Origin of the sequence: Rahnella laticis (genome assembly GCF_015644585.1) — a bacterium.
GTDB lineage: Bacteria > Pseudomonadota > Gammaproteobacteria > Enterobacterales > Enterobacteriaceae > Rahnella > Rahnella laticis.
The window spans coordinates 619,435-634,994 of sequence record NZ_JADOBI010000003.1; the positions used below are offsets into that span (position 1 = coordinate 619,435).

Here is a 15,560-nt window from a genome sequence, read left to right on the forward strand (position 1 = left end):
AACTAATTACATTCTCAGCAAATTTTGAGATACATATCCGGTTTTTCTTTTCCGGGCGTCGCCCGTTCTCTGGAGGCAAGGCAATGAATAAGCGTCATCTGACGTTATCCCTGTTGGCTACGCTGGTCGCAACATCTGCGGGCGCGGCACAGGTGGATCTGCGCATCATGGAAACCACGGACCTGCACAGCAACATGATGGACTTCGATTACTACAAAGATAAGCCGACGGACAAATTCGGGTTAGTGCGCACTGCCAGCCTGATCCACGCCGCGCGAAACGAAGTGACCAACTCCGTGTTAGTCGATAATGGCGACATCATTCAGGGCAGCCCGCTGGGCGACTATATGGCAGCAAAAGGGCTGAAGCAGGGCGATGTTCATCCCGTTTATCTGGCCATGAACACGCTGGATTACGCGGTCGGCAACCTGGGGAATCACGAGTTTAACTACGGCCTGGATTATCTGAAAAAAGCGCTGGCCGGGGCGAAATTCCCTTACGTAAATGCCAACGTCATCGACGACAAAACCGGCAAACCGCTGTTCACGCCTTTCCTGATTACCGACAACGCGGTAAAAGATCGCGACGGCAAAACGCATAATCTGCGCATCGGTTATATCGGTTTTGTTCCGCCGCAAATCATGGTCTGGGACAAAGCAAATTTGCAGGGCAAAGTCACCGTTGCGGATATTACCGAGACCGCAAAAAAATGGATCCCGGAGATGCGTAAACAGGGCGCGGACATCATTGTCGCCATCCCCCACTCCGGTCTGTCCGGCGATCCGTACAAAGCCATGGCTGAAAACTCGGTGTATTACCTGAGCCAGGTGAAAGGCATCGACGCCATTATGTTCGGTCACGCGCACGCCGTATTCCCGAGCGAAGAATTCGCCAATATTAAAGGCGCTGACATCAAACAGGGGGCGCTGAATGGCATTCCTGCGGTGATGCCGGGCATGTGGGGCGACCATCTGGGCGTAGTCGATATGGTCTTAAATAACGACAGTGGCGGCTGGAAAGTGGAAACTGCAAAGGCAGAAGCGCGCCCGATCTATGACAAAGCGCAGAAGAAATCGCTGGCCGCTGAAGATCAGGATCTGGTGAAAGTCCTCGCGCCTTCACATGACGCGACACGAGAATTCGTCAGCAAGCCCATCGGCAAATCGAACGATAATATGTATAGCTATCTGGCGCTGGTACAGGACGATCCGACGGTGCAAATCGTCAACAATGCACAAAAAGCCTATACCGAACACTTCATTCAGGGCGATCCGGATTTAGCGAATCTGCCGGTATTATCCGCTGCCGCGCCGTTCAAAGTGGGCGGACGTAAAAACGATCCGGCCAGCTATGTCGAGGTGGAAAAGGGCGAACTGACCTTCCGTAATGCCGCAGATTTGTATCTTTATCCGAATACGCTGGTGGTGATGAAAGTCACCGGGCAGGAAGTGAAAGACTGGCTGGAATGCTCCGCCGGGCAGTTTAATCAGATTGATGTGAACAGCACTAAGCCACAGTCGCTGATTAACTGGGACGGATTCCGTACCTATAACTTCGACGTGATCGATGGCGTGAATTATCAGATTGATGTCAGCCAGCCGGCGAAATATGACGGCGAATGTACGCTCATCAACAAAGATGCTGAGCGCATTAAAAATCTGACGTTCAACGGTAAGCCTATCGATCTGAAAGCGACTTTCCTGGTCGCTACAAACAACTACCGTGCCTACGGCGGAAAATTCGCGGGCACCGGCGATAAACACATTGCCTTCGCGTCGCCGGATGAAAACCGGTCTGTGGTTGCAGCATATATCAGCGCGGAAACCAAAAAACACGGTGCGGTTACGCCAACAGCCGACAACAACTGGAAGCTGGCAACAATTAAAGCGCCGCAGCCGCTGGATATCCGCTTCGAGACATCGCCGGGCGAAAAGGCCGCGGCCTTCATTAAATCTCATGTGCAGTATCCGGTCACCGCCAAAGGGCCGGACGATATCGGCTTCGAAGTTTATCAGGTCGATTTGCAAAAATAGCCTTTCACTCAACGCTCCTCCGGGAGCGTTTTTTCTTTCTGTACTTCCTTTGAGCTATAGCCTTGCCTTAAACATGCATTTATAATACATGTTATAAATACCTTCATTTAACGAGGCTTCATCATGGACTATCGCGACCAACCTCTTGGCGCTCTGGCCGTTGCCATTCCGCGCGCAACACGTCTTTTTCGTCAGTATGATCTGGATTTCTGCTGTGGTGGCAAACAAACGCTTCTGCGCGCCGTAACCAAAAAAGAGCTGGATATTGATGCGATCGAACAGCAACTTGCTGAAATTGCACAGCAACCGGACACTTCTACAGACTGGAAAACCGCGCCGCTGGCAGAGATCATCGATTTCATTATTCCGCGTTATCACGATCGTCACCGTCAGGAATTGCCGGAGCTGGTGCTGATGGCGGATAAAGTCGAACGTGTTCACGGTGACAAACTGCCCTGCCCGCACGGTCTGGCGGTTCAGCTGCAACTGATCCTTGATGAGCTGACCCAGCACATGATGAAAGAAGAACAGATCCTTTTCCCGATGATCCGCGGCGGAATGGGCCGTCAGGCCGCCGGTCCGATTTCAGTGATGGAACGTGAGCATGATGATGCGGGCGATATTCTGGAAGAGATCAAACGACTGACCAATAACGTGACACCGCCGGAAGGTGCCTGTGTCACCTGGCGTGCGCTGTATGCCGGGATTAACGAGTTCATCTCCGACCTGATGGAACATATCCATCTGGAAAATAATCTGCTGTTCCCGCGTGCATTACGCGGCGAGTAATTCTGCATTTAGTAAACAGCTGATTTGTAAAAGGCAAAGATGAAAAAAGGGCGCAAATGCGCCCTTTTCGTTTCTGGTTTCCGCGAGGAATTACAGAATTTCTAACAGCTCAACTTCAAACACCAGCGCGCTGTATGGAGGGATGGAAGCACCCGCACCACGTTCGCCGTAAGCCAGGTTATGAGGGATGTACAGTTCCCATTTAGAACCCACTGGCATCAGAGTCAGTGCTTCAATCCAGCCAGCAATCACGCCGTTAACCGGGAATTCAGCCGGCTCGCCACGCTGTACGGAGCTGTCGAACACAGTGCCGTCGATCAGTTTACCGGTGTAATGAACACGTACGCGGTCCTGACGGCCCGGGATAGTGCCTTCGCCCTGAGTAATCACAGAGAATTGCAGACCGGATTCGGTGCTGCTTACGCCTTCGCGCTGTGCATTGGCAGCCAGGAATTCCTGACCCTGAACGGCCAGGGCTTCCTGACGTTCACGACGAACAGCATCAGCACGTTCGTGGACTTCACGCAGTGCGCGGTGAACCACATCAACAGGAACGGCTGGCGTATTCCCTTCCAGCGCGTCACGTAAGCCTGCCAGCAGTGCGTCAGGCTCTAAGCCCTGCAAACCTGATTCCTGCAACTGTTGACCGACCTGCAGGCCGATACCGTAACTTGCCTGCGCTTCTACGCTGTCAAATGAAGGGGTAGTCATGAATTTTCCTTAGCTCTTAAAAATGTCGAACGCGCAGCATAGCAGCGCAACGCTTTTGGGTAAAATTCTCTGTGAGGCAACTTGACGCCTGACGCAGTTCCTTCCACTTTTCGATAAATTTTTCGTATTTGCCGCTATTTGACACATCGTTTGGGTGATATTTATGCTTTGCCCCTTTCCGCATCAAGCAGTTAAACGGCTATACTAGGCAGCAACAGGCAGTCGAAATTGTGACAGTGAAAAAGAGAGGTTGTCATGGGCAGAATCCCGCCCAGGAGAAGGAAAGCCGTCCGTATTTATCAACCCATGTTGAGATCCTGGATTGCCATTATGAAAAGGCCGATGCAAGACACGACAGCGCAAACTGAAAACGAAGAGGAAGAAAACGTCGGGCAAACCGGTCGCGCTTCTTCTGCGGTAACGAAAAGCAAAACGCTGCTCAGCAAAATCTGGCATATGAGCGACGATTTTCACTGGATGTCGCCCCTGCCTTATGCGCACCGCCGTGGCATGATTATCAGTGTACTGGTGATCCTTCTGGCACTGCTCTGGCCTTATACGCCGGAAAATACTTACGCGCCTTCACAACCGCAGCAGCCGACCAGCATTCCTATGCAGGCCGATTTGCGTAACGATCAGGGCCGGACCACGCAAATGGCGGAACCGGACCCGGTACAGCCGCAGGTGAACGACAGCACCGGCACATGGCGCAATTATCAGGTTCAGTCAGGCCAGACGCTGGCTCAGCTGTTCCGCGATAATAATATGGCCGTGAATGATGTGTTCGCGATGGCCCGCGTTGAAGGCGCTGATAAACCGCTGAGCACGCTTAAAACGGGTCAGCAGGTGAAGATTCAGCGTGATGCGCAGGGCGTGGTCACCGCATTACAGGTGACGACGGATCAGAATGTGACGGTGACGTTTACGCGTCAGCCGGACGGCAGTTTCCAGCGCGGCGGTTAAGTGTTGAGCTTTTCCAGCAGCTTTTCATGTAGCTTTTCATGCAGAAAGTCCCGCAGCACGACGGCCTGATTATGGTGTACGTCTTTGCTGCCAAACAGCAGGGTCAGTGAATGGCCTTGCTGCACTATCTCCAGTAATTCCTTCCAGTGCTCACTGGCTTCAAGCTGCTGACGATAACTTGCGGCGAACGTATCCCACTGGTCGGTGTGATGATGAAACCACTGGCGCAGCTCAGTTTCCGGTGCCACCTCTTTGAGCCAGACGACGCCCTGCAATCTTTCTTTGCTGATGCCCCGCGGCCATAAACGATCCGTCAGATAGCAATATTGCTGTGCCGGACCGTGGAAATCGTAAACGCGCTGAAGAGTAATATCTGCCATCGAATCGCTCCATGAATGAATGCCTTTTCAGACTAGCGTATTTTCCCGGACGCAGAAAAGCAAAACGCCGGCACAAGGCCGGCGTTTTACAGGTTAACTGCAGCGTTATTACGCTTCAGCAACCACAACTACGTTCAGTTTAGCGAATACGTCGCTGTGTACCTGGAACTCAACTTCGTGTTCACCAGTGGTACGCAGAACGCCATTCGGCAAACGAACTTCGCTTTTAGCAACTTCAACACCAGCAGCAGTTACTGCATCAGCGATATCGCGAGTACCGATAGAGCCGAACAGTTTGCCTTCGTCGCCTGATTTAGACGCGATGGTTACTGAACCCAGTTCGTTGATTTTAGTTGCGCGAGCTTCAGCAGCGGACAGAACGTCAGCCAGTTTAGCTTCCAGCTCTGCACGGCGTGCTTCGAAAAATTCAACGTTTTTCTTGGTAGCAGGAACAGCTTTGCCCTGTGGTACCAGGAAGTTACGAGCGTAGCCCGCTTTAACGTTAACTTGATCACCCAGGCTGCCCAGGTTTGCTACTTTATCAAGCAGAATAACTTGCATTACCTTATCCTCTCAGAGTCGTTAATTGACAGTTGCCGATTACTGATGACGATCAGTGTATGGCAACAGAGAAAGGTAGCGTGCGCGCTTGATGCAACGAGCGAGCTGACGCTGGTATTTTGCACGAGTACCGGTAATACGGCTCGGGACAATTTTACCGCTTTCGGTAATGTAGTTTTTCAGCGTAGCGATGTCTTTGTAATCAATCTCTACAACGCCTTCCGCGGTGAAACGGCAGAACTTGCGACGACGGAAATAACGTGCCATTAGGCTAGTCTCCAGAATCTATCAAATCAATCTGCTCGGCATGTAACACCACTTTATTCAGTCCATTGCGCCCTTGATGGCAACTAATGAATCCGGTAACAGTGAGTTGCGTGCCGACCGTTATACTGTGAGTTAATGCTTGTGACGCTTGTCCGCTGACAACGATGGGCATTCTGCACCATGCTTGTCGGCTAAATCCGGCTTCCTGCTGCTGCGAGCGGTGCTCAAGCACAAACTGGCAGTGAGGAATGCCCGAAGGACTGACTTTACGAATGGGGGTCTTGCACACAGTGCCTGACAACACCAGACGATTCGCCGTCACGGCAATTACTCTTCAGAATCCCCAGCTTCAGCATCATCGTTAGCTTCAGCAAAGTCTTCACGGCGATCACGACGTTCGTCTTTTGCTTTAACCATTGGAGATGCTTCAGTTACCGCGTGTTTAGTACGCATAACCATGCTACGGATAACGGCGTCGTTGAAGCGGAAGTTAGTTTCCAGCTCATCGATCGCTTCCTGCGGAGCTTCAACGTTCAGCAGAACGTAGTGAGCTTTGTGCAGTTTGTTGATCGGGTAAGCCAGTTGACGGCGGCCCCAGTCTTCCAGACGGTGAATCTGACCAGCAGCGTTAGTGATTACTGCACTGTAACGCTCGATCATGCCCGGAACCTGTTCGCTTTGGTCAGGGTGAACCATAAAAACGATTTCGTAATGACGCATCGAATTGCTCCTTACGGATTATTCAGCCTCCTGTCAGGGTCAACCGCGGCCCATGGAAGCAAGGAACGTGTTTGTTGTGCGGTCGAAAAAATGACGCGCAATTATATGTACAGCCTGTGGGAAACTCAAGGAGAAAGGCAGATTAATTTCTCAACAGCTTTGCGACGAAGAATGCCGTACTTTTCGCCAGCGCATTCACCGACACTTTATGCTTCGCTTGCGCTTCAGAAATGAACGTCAGGTTCGCATCCGCGCCATTCTCTGCAAGTTCCTGCCGCAGGCGCTGACTTTCGCCGAACGGGACGACATCATCCTCTTCGCCATGCCAGACAAACAACGGTTTACCGGCAATTAAAGCCGCTTTTCCGCTGAAATCCAGGCTGAGTAACGGTGCAAATTCGCGTTCAAACGCGTGGCGTTGCGCGGAGTCTTGCGTGTCGTAAGCCGGAAAAAGAGAGTGCGATAATGTTGAAAAATAACCGGAGCCCATCAGATTGGCCGCCACTTTTACCCACGGGAATTTGACCAGCGCGGCCATCGTCGTCATTCCGCCCATCGATACGCCACCGACGCCTAATCTTTCAGGGTCCGCCAGCCCTTTACCGACAAAGTGATCTTTCAGCACGGGCAACTCTTCGACGTTACCCTGCAAAATGCCCCAGAAATTCGCCAGCAGCCGGGCTTCATCGCCATCCGCGCGTGCGCCATGAAGGCGGGCGTCGGGCAAAATAACGCGAAAACCGGCCTTCGCCAGCGTGTAACCAAAATAGGAGTAAATTTCTTTCGACGAGGTAAAACCGTGATAGAAGAATATCGTCGGGAGCTGCTGCTGATATTGCCCGGCAGGAACGGCGTGAATAACCTGGATCCCGTCAATATTTTCTTCATACATCTCAACCATCGGATACTCCCTTTACGCTTTCTGGCAAATGAGTTTGGCTTCAGTCTGCTTTTCATTTTACCGGCCTGCCGCCCGCCGACCACAACCTTTTTCGTATGATTTATAACCATTTACCGGAGTGAAAGTAAAATCAGCCATTTCCACCTAATTCAAATTCACACATCGAGGATGATTTCATTGATTTAGATCAATTTTTAATGAAATAACTGGTTACATTTGAACATTAATCCTTTCCCGTTTGCCGCCGTTAGTGCGCTATCAGAAGCAAACGGAAAAACACCATGAAAACGGCATCAAAACGCTCATTTCGCCGCTGGAGCATAGGCGCAAAACTGGCCAGTATCGCTTCGCTGCTGGTCGGCACCCTGTTTATTATTTTCACTTTGTCACTGACCCACTCTGCCGGCAGACAGGTCAACGCACTGGCCGTTAACGCCATTTCAGAACAGGTGACCGGCGTCGTTGACATGATTGAGATGTATAACGCCAGCCTGAATGCCGAAGTGGACAGCTACACGCGCCTCTTCAGCCATTTTCTGCCGGAGAATTTCGAGCTGGATACCGCCAGCCCGGTGATGATCGGCAGTGAGTTTGCCCCCGTCATTAAAGCAGGCGGCAATCCCCTGAACCTTGAAACGCGGATCCCCGACGATTTTCTGGCGCGCACCGGCGCGATCTCTACGGTTTTCGCCCGCCGCGGCGACGACTTTATCCGCGTGACGACTTCGCTGAAAAAGCAGGATGGCACCCGTGCCATCGGGACGCTGCTCGACAACACCAGCCCGGCGTATGCACGGATTATGGCCGGACAATCTTTTAGCGGCCTCGCAACGTTATTCGGCAAAAAATACATCACCAAATATCAGCCGGTGCGTGACGCTCAGGGCAGTGTGATTGGCATTTTGTTCGTCGGTGTGGATATCACGCAGGAGTACGCGGATATGCGCTCCAAAATTTTATCCAAACGCATCGGGGAGAAAGGTTATTTCTTTGTGCTCAACAGCGCGCCGGGGAAAGATCTCGGCAAGTATCTGGTGCACTCCACGGATGAAGGCAAAACCCCGGCGTGGCCGGACGGCGAGTTGCAGCAGGTGATGTCACAACCGCATGGAGAACGCGAGTACACCGATCCGGCCAGCCAGCATCAGCAATTTATTGTCTACGCGAATGTCCCGGCGTGGCATTGGGTCGTCGTGGGCAGTACCGACAAAGACAGTCTGATGGAACAGGTTAACAGCACGCGTAACCGTTTCCTGATGATCAGCCTTCTGGCGCTGGCGTTGTTTGCGGCGCTCTTTATCGGGCTGACGCGAAAACTGGTCAGCCGCCCGCTCAGCGACGTTGTGTTGATTGCCCAGCAATATGCCAGCGGTGATTTGCGTGCCCGCGCGCAGACGCAGCGCGTCGATGAGATTGGTTCCCTGATGCACGCCATCGACGGTATCGGCCACGGCCTGGAGAAAATTGTCGGCGAAGTGCGTCAGGTGTCTTCTGAAATTATGGCCAATACGCACGGGCTGGCGCACGACAGCGATCAGATCAATCAGCAGATTGGCACGCAGGCGAGCAGTCTTGAAGAAACCTCGGCCAGTATGGAGCAAATTACCGCCACCGTGCAGAACACCGCAGACAACGCCTCGCAGGCAACGCAACTGGTGCAACAAACTGATAAAGCCGCCACGGTCGGCGCGGATGCGGTGAATCAGTCCGTCGAAAGCATGGAAGCCATCAAACATGCCTCAACGCGTATCGCGGATATCACCACGGTCATCGAAGGCATCGCCTTCCAGACCAACATTCTGGCGCTGAACGCCGCAGTTGAAGCCGCCAGAGCCGGTGAACACGGACGCGGATTTGCAGTGGTCGCAGCCGAAGTCCGCGCGCTGGCACAACGCAGTTCGAATGCAGTGAAAGAGATTGAAAATCTGGTCGCCGATTCCCTGAGCAAAGTCGAAGACGGCCATCAGAGCGCAGCCAAAACGCAGGCCAATATGAGCGATATTCTTGCCGGGATCCGTCAGGTCAAAGTACTGATGAGTGACATTGACGTGGCTTCGCACGAGCAGTCTTCAGGAATTTCGCAGGTCAATATTGCCATCATGCAGATTGGTAAAGCGACGCAGGAGAACGCCACGCTGGTGGAAAATTCCCGCCAAACCGCTGCGGCGCTCAGCGAACAGGGGCGTCACCTTTCGCAGCTGGTGAGCGTGTTTAAAATTTCCGAAAGATAAGACGTGCGTCGCGCGGCAATAAACACCGCGCAGACTCGCCAGCGTACCGGTGAAAGGGCTACACTCAGACTATCGCCCTTTTACCGGATATCACGATGAAATCCCTCCGAATCTCCGCCGCGCTGCTGTTGCTGGCTGCGCTCAGCGGTTGCAGCAACGTCATGCAAACAACGCCTGTTCCTCCGCCCGCGCCGACGGCAAAAGCACAGGAAATTACCCGCGCCCAGACGTCAACGCTGACCAAAACCGGCAGCATTACTGCCGAAGCTATTGGCAGCCCGATGGACGTCGAAGCGGAAATCCGGCGCAAAGCCACCGCGGCGGGCGCACATTATTACGTCATCATGTTTAACAGCGAAACCATTGTGCCCGGCCGCTGGTATTCTCAGGCCACGCTTTACCGCTAATTATTCAGCGCCGATCGCGCGATTGATCAGCAACTGACACAGACGTTCCGGCAGCAATGTTTCACCGCGTGGATCCAACACCATCCGGCACCACGCGTCTGCCATAGGCGGCGAAGCGAATTCCAGCATCTGCGTGGCCGCCAGTAGGTTAAACAATTGCCCGGTCAGCCAGCGCCCCTGCGCTTCTTCCGGTGTCCGCAGCCGTTGCAGAAACTGGCGTGAAGCGCGGTCAAAAATCCGGTTTTGTCCGCGCGCCTGATGCAGCAGGTGTTGCAGCATTTCTCCGCTGGCAGGCAGCTTTTTGAGGGTTCTCAGCACGTCGAGGCACATCACGTTCCCGGAACCTTCCCAGATGCTGTTCACCGGCATTTCGCGATACAAACGCGGCAACTCGCTGTCTTCGCAATACCCGATCCCGCCTAGCGCCTCCATCGCTTCCGCCACAAAAGGCATGCCCTGACGGCATACTTCAAACTTCGCAGCGGGCGTCAGCAGGCGGCACAAAACCTGCTCAGCCGGATTATCACGGGCACCGGTCGCAGCGCCCAGGCGCATCAGTAGCATGGTTTGCCCTTCCAGATGCAGGGCCATCCGGCTCAGTGTCTGGCGCATCAGCGGCTGTTCAATCAGCGGCTTGCCGAAAACCTGCCGCTGGAAGGCGTGATACAGCGCCACGGATAAAGCCCGGCGCATCATGGCGTGGCTGCCCAGCGCGCAGTCAAAACGCGTATGCCCGCCCATTTTCAGGATATGGCGGATCCCTTCGCCCTCTTCGCCCAGCAGCCAGCCCGTCGCATCCTGAAACTCTACTTCGCTGCTGGCATTCGAGCGGTTACCAAGTTTGTCTTTCAGGCGTTCAATACGGATGGCATTTCGCGAGCCGTCCGGCAAAACCCGTGGCAGAAAGAAGCAGGAAAGCCCGCCGTCGGCCTGCGCCAGCACCAGATGCGCATCGCTTTGCGGCACAGAGAAAAACCATTTATGGCCGGTCAGATGATACGGTTTTCCACTGCCACGGCCTTCCGGCGCAACTGCCCGCGTGGTGTTGCTGAGCACGTCAGAACCACCCTGCTTTTCGGTCATGCCCATGCCAATCAGCACACCTTTTTTCTGATCGCCGGGCTGCAAATGCGGATCATAACGATCAGACAACAGTGGTTTCAGCCAGCTGCGAAATTCCGCAGGCAGATATTGTTGTAAAAGAGGAATTGAACCGAAAGTCATCGTCACCGGGCAAAGCGTTCCGGCCTCGACCTGGGCATGCAGGATAAATCGCGCCGCCCGCGCCACGGCGGAACCGATACGGGCATCTTCCTGCCACGGTAGATTATGTACGCGGTTGGCAACCAGCCCCTGCATCAGCAAGTGCCAGGCCGGGTGGAAACGGACATCGTCAAGCCGCTCCCCTGTGGTGTCATAACGCAGAAGATCGGGTGGATTCGCATTCGCCAGCCGTCCGAGCTCCAGCGATTCGGCAGAGCCCAGCTGCTGCCCTAAAGAGGCCAGCACGTCATTGTCCCAGCCCGCCTGCTGACGTGAAACAGCTTCGCGCAGCGGCGTATCGGAGAGGAATAAATTGCTGTTACTCAACGGTTTGGGCTGATTGAAAACCCGGTGTGTTTCCCAGTTCATCGCCTGCTCCCTTTCAAAAGGATGAGGTATCAGTATGGTAAAAAGCGGGGAATTAACAGGCGCGCAGATCACAAAGGCAGAAATGCAAACGGGAGCCCGAAGGCTCCCGTTTTATGGCATGAAATCAGAAACTGAAATCAGCTTTTTTTCAGACCGCGCTGACGTACCGCTTCGAACAGACAAACGCCGGTCGCGACAGACACGTTCAGGGAAGACACGCTGCCCGCCATCGGAATGCTGATCAGTTCGTCGCAATGTTCACGGGTCAGACGGCGCATACCTTCACCCTCTGCGCCCATCACCAGCGCCATCGGGCCGGTCATTTTGCTCTGGAACAGGTCATGATCCGCTTCGCCAGCCGTGCCGACGATCCAGACGTTATGTTCCTGCAATACACGTAAAGTACGCGCCAGATTGGTCACGTTGATCAACGGCACATTTTCTGCCGCGCCGCTGGCCACTTTTTTGGCTGTCGCGTTCAGTTTTGCAGAACGGTCACGCGGAACGATAACGGCATGAACACCGGCCGCATCAGCGGTACGCAGGCAGGCACCGAGGTTATGCGGGTCAGTTACGCCATCCAGCACCAGCAGGAACGGGCAATCGAGACTTTCCAGCAGCGCAGGCAGATCGTTTTCCTGATACTGGCGGCCTTCGCGCACGCGGGCAATAATTCCCTGATGCACGGCACCTTCGGATTTCTCATCCAGCCACTGGCGGCTCGCCACCTGGATAACAATTCCGCTGGCTTCCAGCTCGTCGATCAGCGGTTTCAGACGTTTGTCGTCACGACCTTTCAGGATGAAGACTTCCAGAAAGCGCTGGGGATCGTTGTCGAGTAAGGCTTTAACGGAATGAATACCGTAGATAATTTCGCTCATGATGCTCTTTAAAATAGACTTGCGGACAGCATGCTGTCCGCAATTTAATAAGGTTACGGGCGATTCTACCATAGAAGAATCGCCGGGAAGGATTAGCTGTCAGTCGACTTTTTCTTCGCGCGCTTGGCTTTGGTGGCCGCTGCGATTTTCGCCGTTTTGTCAGAAGGCTTTTTGGCTTTCTTTGGTTTACCGTCTTTGCCGACAGCACCAACAACCTTTTCTTTCTTCGGCTTGGCCGGTTTCGCGTCGTCTTTACGGAAAGCACTGTCCGGCTCGAAGTTCACGTTTTTCTTGCCAGTACGGCGACGCCCGGCATTCGCAGGCGCGGTAGAACGCATGGAACGTTCACCCCCTTTTTTCGCGCGATCGCGGGCTGTTTTACCTTCACCGCGTGCTTTACGGGTGCTGGAAAACAGTGCGAAATCGATTTTGCGCTCATCCATATGTACGGCTTCAACGCGGATTTCTACCGTATCGCCCAGGCGGTAAACCGCGCCGGAAGATTCGCCCACCAGGCGCTGCCCGATGTTGTCGTAACGGTAGTAGTCGTTGTCCAGCGAGGACACATGTACCAGACCGTCGATGAACAAATCGTTCAGGCGCACGAAGAATCCGAAGCCGGTGACGCTGGCGATAATGCCGGTGAAGACTTCACCGACGTGATCCTGCATGAAGTCACATTTCAGCCAGTCAGCCACGTTACGGGTGGCTTCATCCGCACGGCGTTCTGCCATGGAACAATGCTCGCCGAGCTGCAACATGTCTTCGTAATCGCTGTGCCAGCCGCCGGTTGGCGTCCAGCGGTCTTTCAGCGTGCCATGCTCTTTCGCCAGCAGATATTTGATGGCGCGGTGCAGGGCCAGATCCGGATAACGACGGATTGGGGACGTAAAGTGCCCGTAGGACTGCAATGCCAGACCAAAGTGACCGCGGTTTTCCGGGTCATAAATCGCCTGTTTCATCGAACGCAGCAACATCGTTTGCAGCATTTCGCGGTCAGGACGATCCGCCAGTTCATCCATAATTTGAGCATAATCTTTCGGCTCAGGTTTCAGACCGCCGCCCATGACCAGACCCAGTTCACCCAGCACGCTGCGCAGCGCGGAGATATGGTCATCGCTTGGACGATCATGAACACGGAACAATGCCGGTTCGTTATGTTTTTCAACAAAACGCGCCGCCGCGATGTTTGCGAGGATCATGCACTCTTCAATCAGTTTGTGCGCGTCGTTACGGACGGTCGGTTCGACACGTTCGATACGGCGCTCGGCGTTGAAGATGAATTTCGCTTCTTCCGTTTCAAAGGCGATGCCACCGCGTTCTGCACGCGCCTGATCCAGCACTTTGTACATGGTATGCAGTTCAAGCAGATGCTTAACCAGCGGGTTGTACTGCTCGCGCAGCTCAGGATCGCCTTCGATGATGCGCCAGACTTTGTTGTACGTCAGACGCGCGTGGGAGCTCATCACCGCTTCGTAGAATTTAGAGCTGGTCAGCTTGCCCTGCGCGGAGATCGTCATCTCACAGACCATACACAGACGGTCAACCTGCGGGTTCAGGGAACACAGACCGTTCGACAGGACTTCCGGCAGCATCGGGACAACCTGCGACGGGAAGTAAACAGATGTCGCGCGGCTGCGTGCTTCGTCGTCCAGCGCTGTGCCATGGCGAACGTAATAACTTACGTCAGCGATAGCCACCCATAAGCGCCAGCCGCCACCGCGTTTTTTCTCGCAGTATACGGCGTCATCAAAGTCGCGGGCGTCTTCACCATCGATAGTGACTAACGGCAGGCTGCGTAAATCGACGCGGCCTTTTTTAGCTTCTTCCGGCACCTGCTCACTCAGGTCTTCGACCTGTTTCAGAACCTGTGGCGGCCAGACGTGTGGGATTTCGTGAGTACGCAGCGCGATATCCACCGCCATGCTGGTACCCATTTTATCGCCCAGCACTTCCACGATTTTACCCACGGCTTTGGTACGGCGGGTCGGACGCTGTGTCAGCTCCACCACCACCATATAGCCCATACGCGCGCCGTTAATGGCATCGGCCGGGATCAGAATATCGAAGCTCAGGCGGCTGTCGTCAGGTACGACAAAACCCGCGCCCGCATCGGTAAAGTAACGGCCAACAATCTGGCTGGTTTTCGGAACCAGAACGCGCACGATACGCGCTTCACGGCGGCCTTTACGGTCGGTGCCGACCGGTTGTGCAAGCACCACATCACCGTGGATGCACATTTTCATTTGTTCAGCCGAAAGGTATACGTCGTCTTTCTTAACGCCTTCAAGACGCAGGAAACCGTAGCCATCGCGATGGCCAATGACGGTCCCTTTCAGTAAGTCCAGACGTTCCGGCAGCGCGTAACACTGACGGCGGGTGAAGACCAGCTGTCCGTCACGCTCCATCGCGCGCAGACGACGGCGCAGGGCTTCCAGCGCTTCTTCTCCGGAAAGATTCAGCTCATTCCCAATCTCTTCCCGGCTGGCGGGCGTTTCACGTTTGGCGAGATGTTCAAGAATAAATTCACGGCTGGGAATAGGTGATTCGTATTTTTCTGCTTCTCGTTCCAGGAATGGATCTTGTGACATAGCGGTTCCTCCGTTGTCATCAGCAGTTTGTTGAAAGTCTTTCATTCAACAAGCAATAATTTGTAGAGCGTAGAGTTATCTTTGACCATATCGGCCAGAGTGTACTGATTCAGCTCATCAAGAAAATGTTCTACAGCAGTGTGCAGGACTTGTTTTAGCCGGCAAGCGGGCGTGATATGGCAAAAATCACTGTCACAATTAACCAGTGAAAGCGGCTCGAGTTCGCGAACCACATCGCCAATGCGGATTGTTTCCGCGGGTTTCCCCAGTTTAATGCCCCCGTTTTTTCCACGGACAGCGGTGACCAGGCCCGCACGGCTCAACTGATTAATGATTTTCACCATGTGGTTGCGCGATACACCATAAACTTCGGTGACCTGCGAAATGTTGGTCATCTGATCGCCTGGCAGGGATGCCATATAAATCAACGCTCTCAAACCATAATCAGTAAAACTCGTTAACTGCACACATACCTCTGGGTAGTTGTTTACCC

At 53.8% G+C, this 15,560-nt stretch carries 16 protein-coding genes; 5 read left to right on the forward strand and 11 right to left on the reverse strand.

The genetic code is table 11. From position 1 onward, the window contains the following. Nucleotides 1-83: 83 nt before the first annotated feature. Both IV433_RS09050 and ytfE read left to right on the forward strand, forming a co-directional pair. On the forward strand, nt 84-2,033 hold the full coding sequence (locus tag IV433_RS09050; protein ID WP_195813581.1) for a bifunctional 2',3'-cyclic-nucleotide 2'-phosphodiesterase/3'-nucleotidase: 1,950 nt from the start codon (nt 84-86) through the stop codon (nt 2,031-2,033). A 123-nt stretch (nt 2,034-2,156) separates the two neighbouring features. Then, the gene (ytfE, locus tag IV433_RS09055; protein ID WP_195813580.1) at nt 2,157-2,822 is read left to right on the forward strand and encodes an iron-sulfur cluster repair protein YtfE; all 666 of its coding nucleotides are present in this window, start codon (nt 2,157-2,159) and stop codon (nt 2,820-2,822) included. A 90-nt stretch (nt 2,823-2,912) separates the two neighbouring features. Here ytfE and fklB read toward each other — a convergent pair whose 3' ends face one another. Next, nucleotides 2,913-3,533 (reverse strand): FKBP-type peptidyl-prolyl cis-trans isomerase, encoded by a 621-nt coding sequence (gene fklB, locus IV433_RS09060; RefSeq protein ID WP_095923686.1) that lies wholly within the window; start codon nt 3,531-3,533, stop codon nt 2,913-2,915. A 255-nt stretch (nt 3,534-3,788) separates the two neighbouring features. On the opposite strand from fklB, the gene IV433_RS09065 reads away from it, so the two are divergent. Beyond that, entirely contained in the window at nt 3,789-4,496 is a 708-nt protein-coding gene (locus tag IV433_RS09065; RefSeq protein ID WP_152325315.1) for an OapA family protein, read from the forward strand. Here IV433_RS09065 and IV433_RS09070 read toward each other — a convergent pair. The 6 genes from IV433_RS09070 to yjfP form a co-directional block, all read right to left on the reverse strand. Next, nucleotides 4,493-4,876, reverse strand: a complete 384-nt coding sequence (locus tag IV433_RS09070; protein WP_195813579.1) for a DUF488 domain-containing protein — start codon at nt 4,874-4,876, stop codon at nt 4,493-4,495. The two genes, IV433_RS09065 and IV433_RS09070, sit on opposite strands and share 4 nt — an antisense overlap. A 108-nt stretch (nt 4,877-4,984) precedes the next feature. Further along, nucleotides 4,985-5,437 carry a 50S ribosomal protein L9 gene (rplI, locus tag IV433_RS09075; RefSeq protein ID WP_129954277.1) on the reverse strand — a complete coding sequence of 151 codons (453 nt, stop codon included), beginning with the start codon at nt 5,435-5,437 and terminating at the stop codon, nt 4,985-4,987. Between the two features lie 39 nt (nt 5,438-5,476). Beyond that, nucleotides 5,477-5,704 (reverse strand): 30S ribosomal protein S18, encoded by a 228-nt coding sequence (rpsR, locus tag IV433_RS09080; RefSeq protein ID WP_002210155.1) that lies wholly within the window; start codon nt 5,702-5,704, stop codon nt 5,477-5,479. Between the two features lie 4 nt (nt 5,705-5,708). Next, on the reverse strand, nt 5,709-6,026 hold the full coding sequence (gene priB / locus IV433_RS09085; RefSeq protein ID WP_101078289.1) for a primosomal replication protein N: 318 nt from the start codon (nt 6,024-6,026) through the stop codon (nt 5,709-5,711). Nucleotides 6,027-6,031: 5 nt separating this feature from the next. Then, nucleotides 6,032-6,424, reverse strand: a complete 393-nt coding sequence (rpsF, locus tag IV433_RS09090; RefSeq protein ID WP_013573776.1) for a 30S ribosomal protein S6 — start codon at nt 6,422-6,424, stop codon at nt 6,032-6,034. 142 nt (nt 6,425-6,566) lie between these two features. Further along, nucleotides 6,567-7,325 carry an esterase gene (gene yjfP / locus IV433_RS09095; RefSeq protein ID WP_195813578.1) on the reverse strand — a complete coding sequence of 253 codons (759 nt, stop codon included), beginning with the start codon at nt 7,323-7,325 and terminating at the stop codon, nt 6,567-6,569. A 281-nt stretch (nt 7,326-7,606) separates the two neighbouring features. On the opposite strand from yjfP, the gene IV433_RS09100 reads away from it, so the two are divergent. Then, nucleotides 7,607-9,556, forward strand: coding sequence for a methyl-accepting chemotaxis protein (locus tag IV433_RS09100; RefSeq protein WP_195813577.1), 1,950 nt, complete (start codon nt 7,607-7,609; stop codon nt 9,554-9,556). Nucleotides 9,557-9,651: 95 nt separating this feature from the next. Continuing rightward, on the forward strand, nt 9,652-9,963 hold the full coding sequence (bsmA, locus tag IV433_RS09105; protein ID WP_195813576.1) for a biofilm peroxide resistance protein BsmA: 312 nt from the start codon (nt 9,652-9,654) through the stop codon (nt 9,961-9,963). Here bsmA and IV433_RS09110 read toward each other — a convergent pair whose 3' ends face one another. From IV433_RS09110 to nsrR, 4 genes are all read right to left on the reverse strand, one after another. Continuing rightward, a complete protein-coding gene (locus tag IV433_RS09110; RefSeq protein WP_195813575.1) occupies nt 9,964-11,595 on the reverse strand; it encodes an isovaleryl-CoA dehydrogenase in 1,632 nt (543 codons plus the stop codon). A gap of 137 nt (nt 11,596-11,732) precedes the next feature. Next, complete coding sequence (gene rlmB / locus IV433_RS09115; RefSeq protein ID WP_014411562.1) at nt 11,733-12,476, reverse strand: 23S rRNA (guanosine(2251)-2'-O)-methyltransferase RlmB; 744 nt, start codon at nt 12,474-12,476, stop codon at nt 11,733-11,735. A 92-nt stretch (nt 12,477-12,568) separates the two neighbouring features. After that, nucleotides 12,569-15,067 (reverse strand): ribonuclease R, encoded by a 2,499-nt coding sequence (rnr, locus tag IV433_RS09120; RefSeq protein ID WP_195813574.1) that lies wholly within the window; start codon nt 15,065-15,067, stop codon nt 12,569-12,571. Between the two features lie 41 nt (nt 15,068-15,108). After that, nucleotides 15,109-15,534, reverse strand: coding sequence for a nitric oxide-sensing transcriptional repressor NsrR (nsrR, locus tag IV433_RS09125; protein ID WP_165058831.1), 426 nt, complete (start codon nt 15,532-15,534; stop codon nt 15,109-15,111). Between the last annotated feature and the right edge of the window lie 26 nt (nt 15,535-15,560).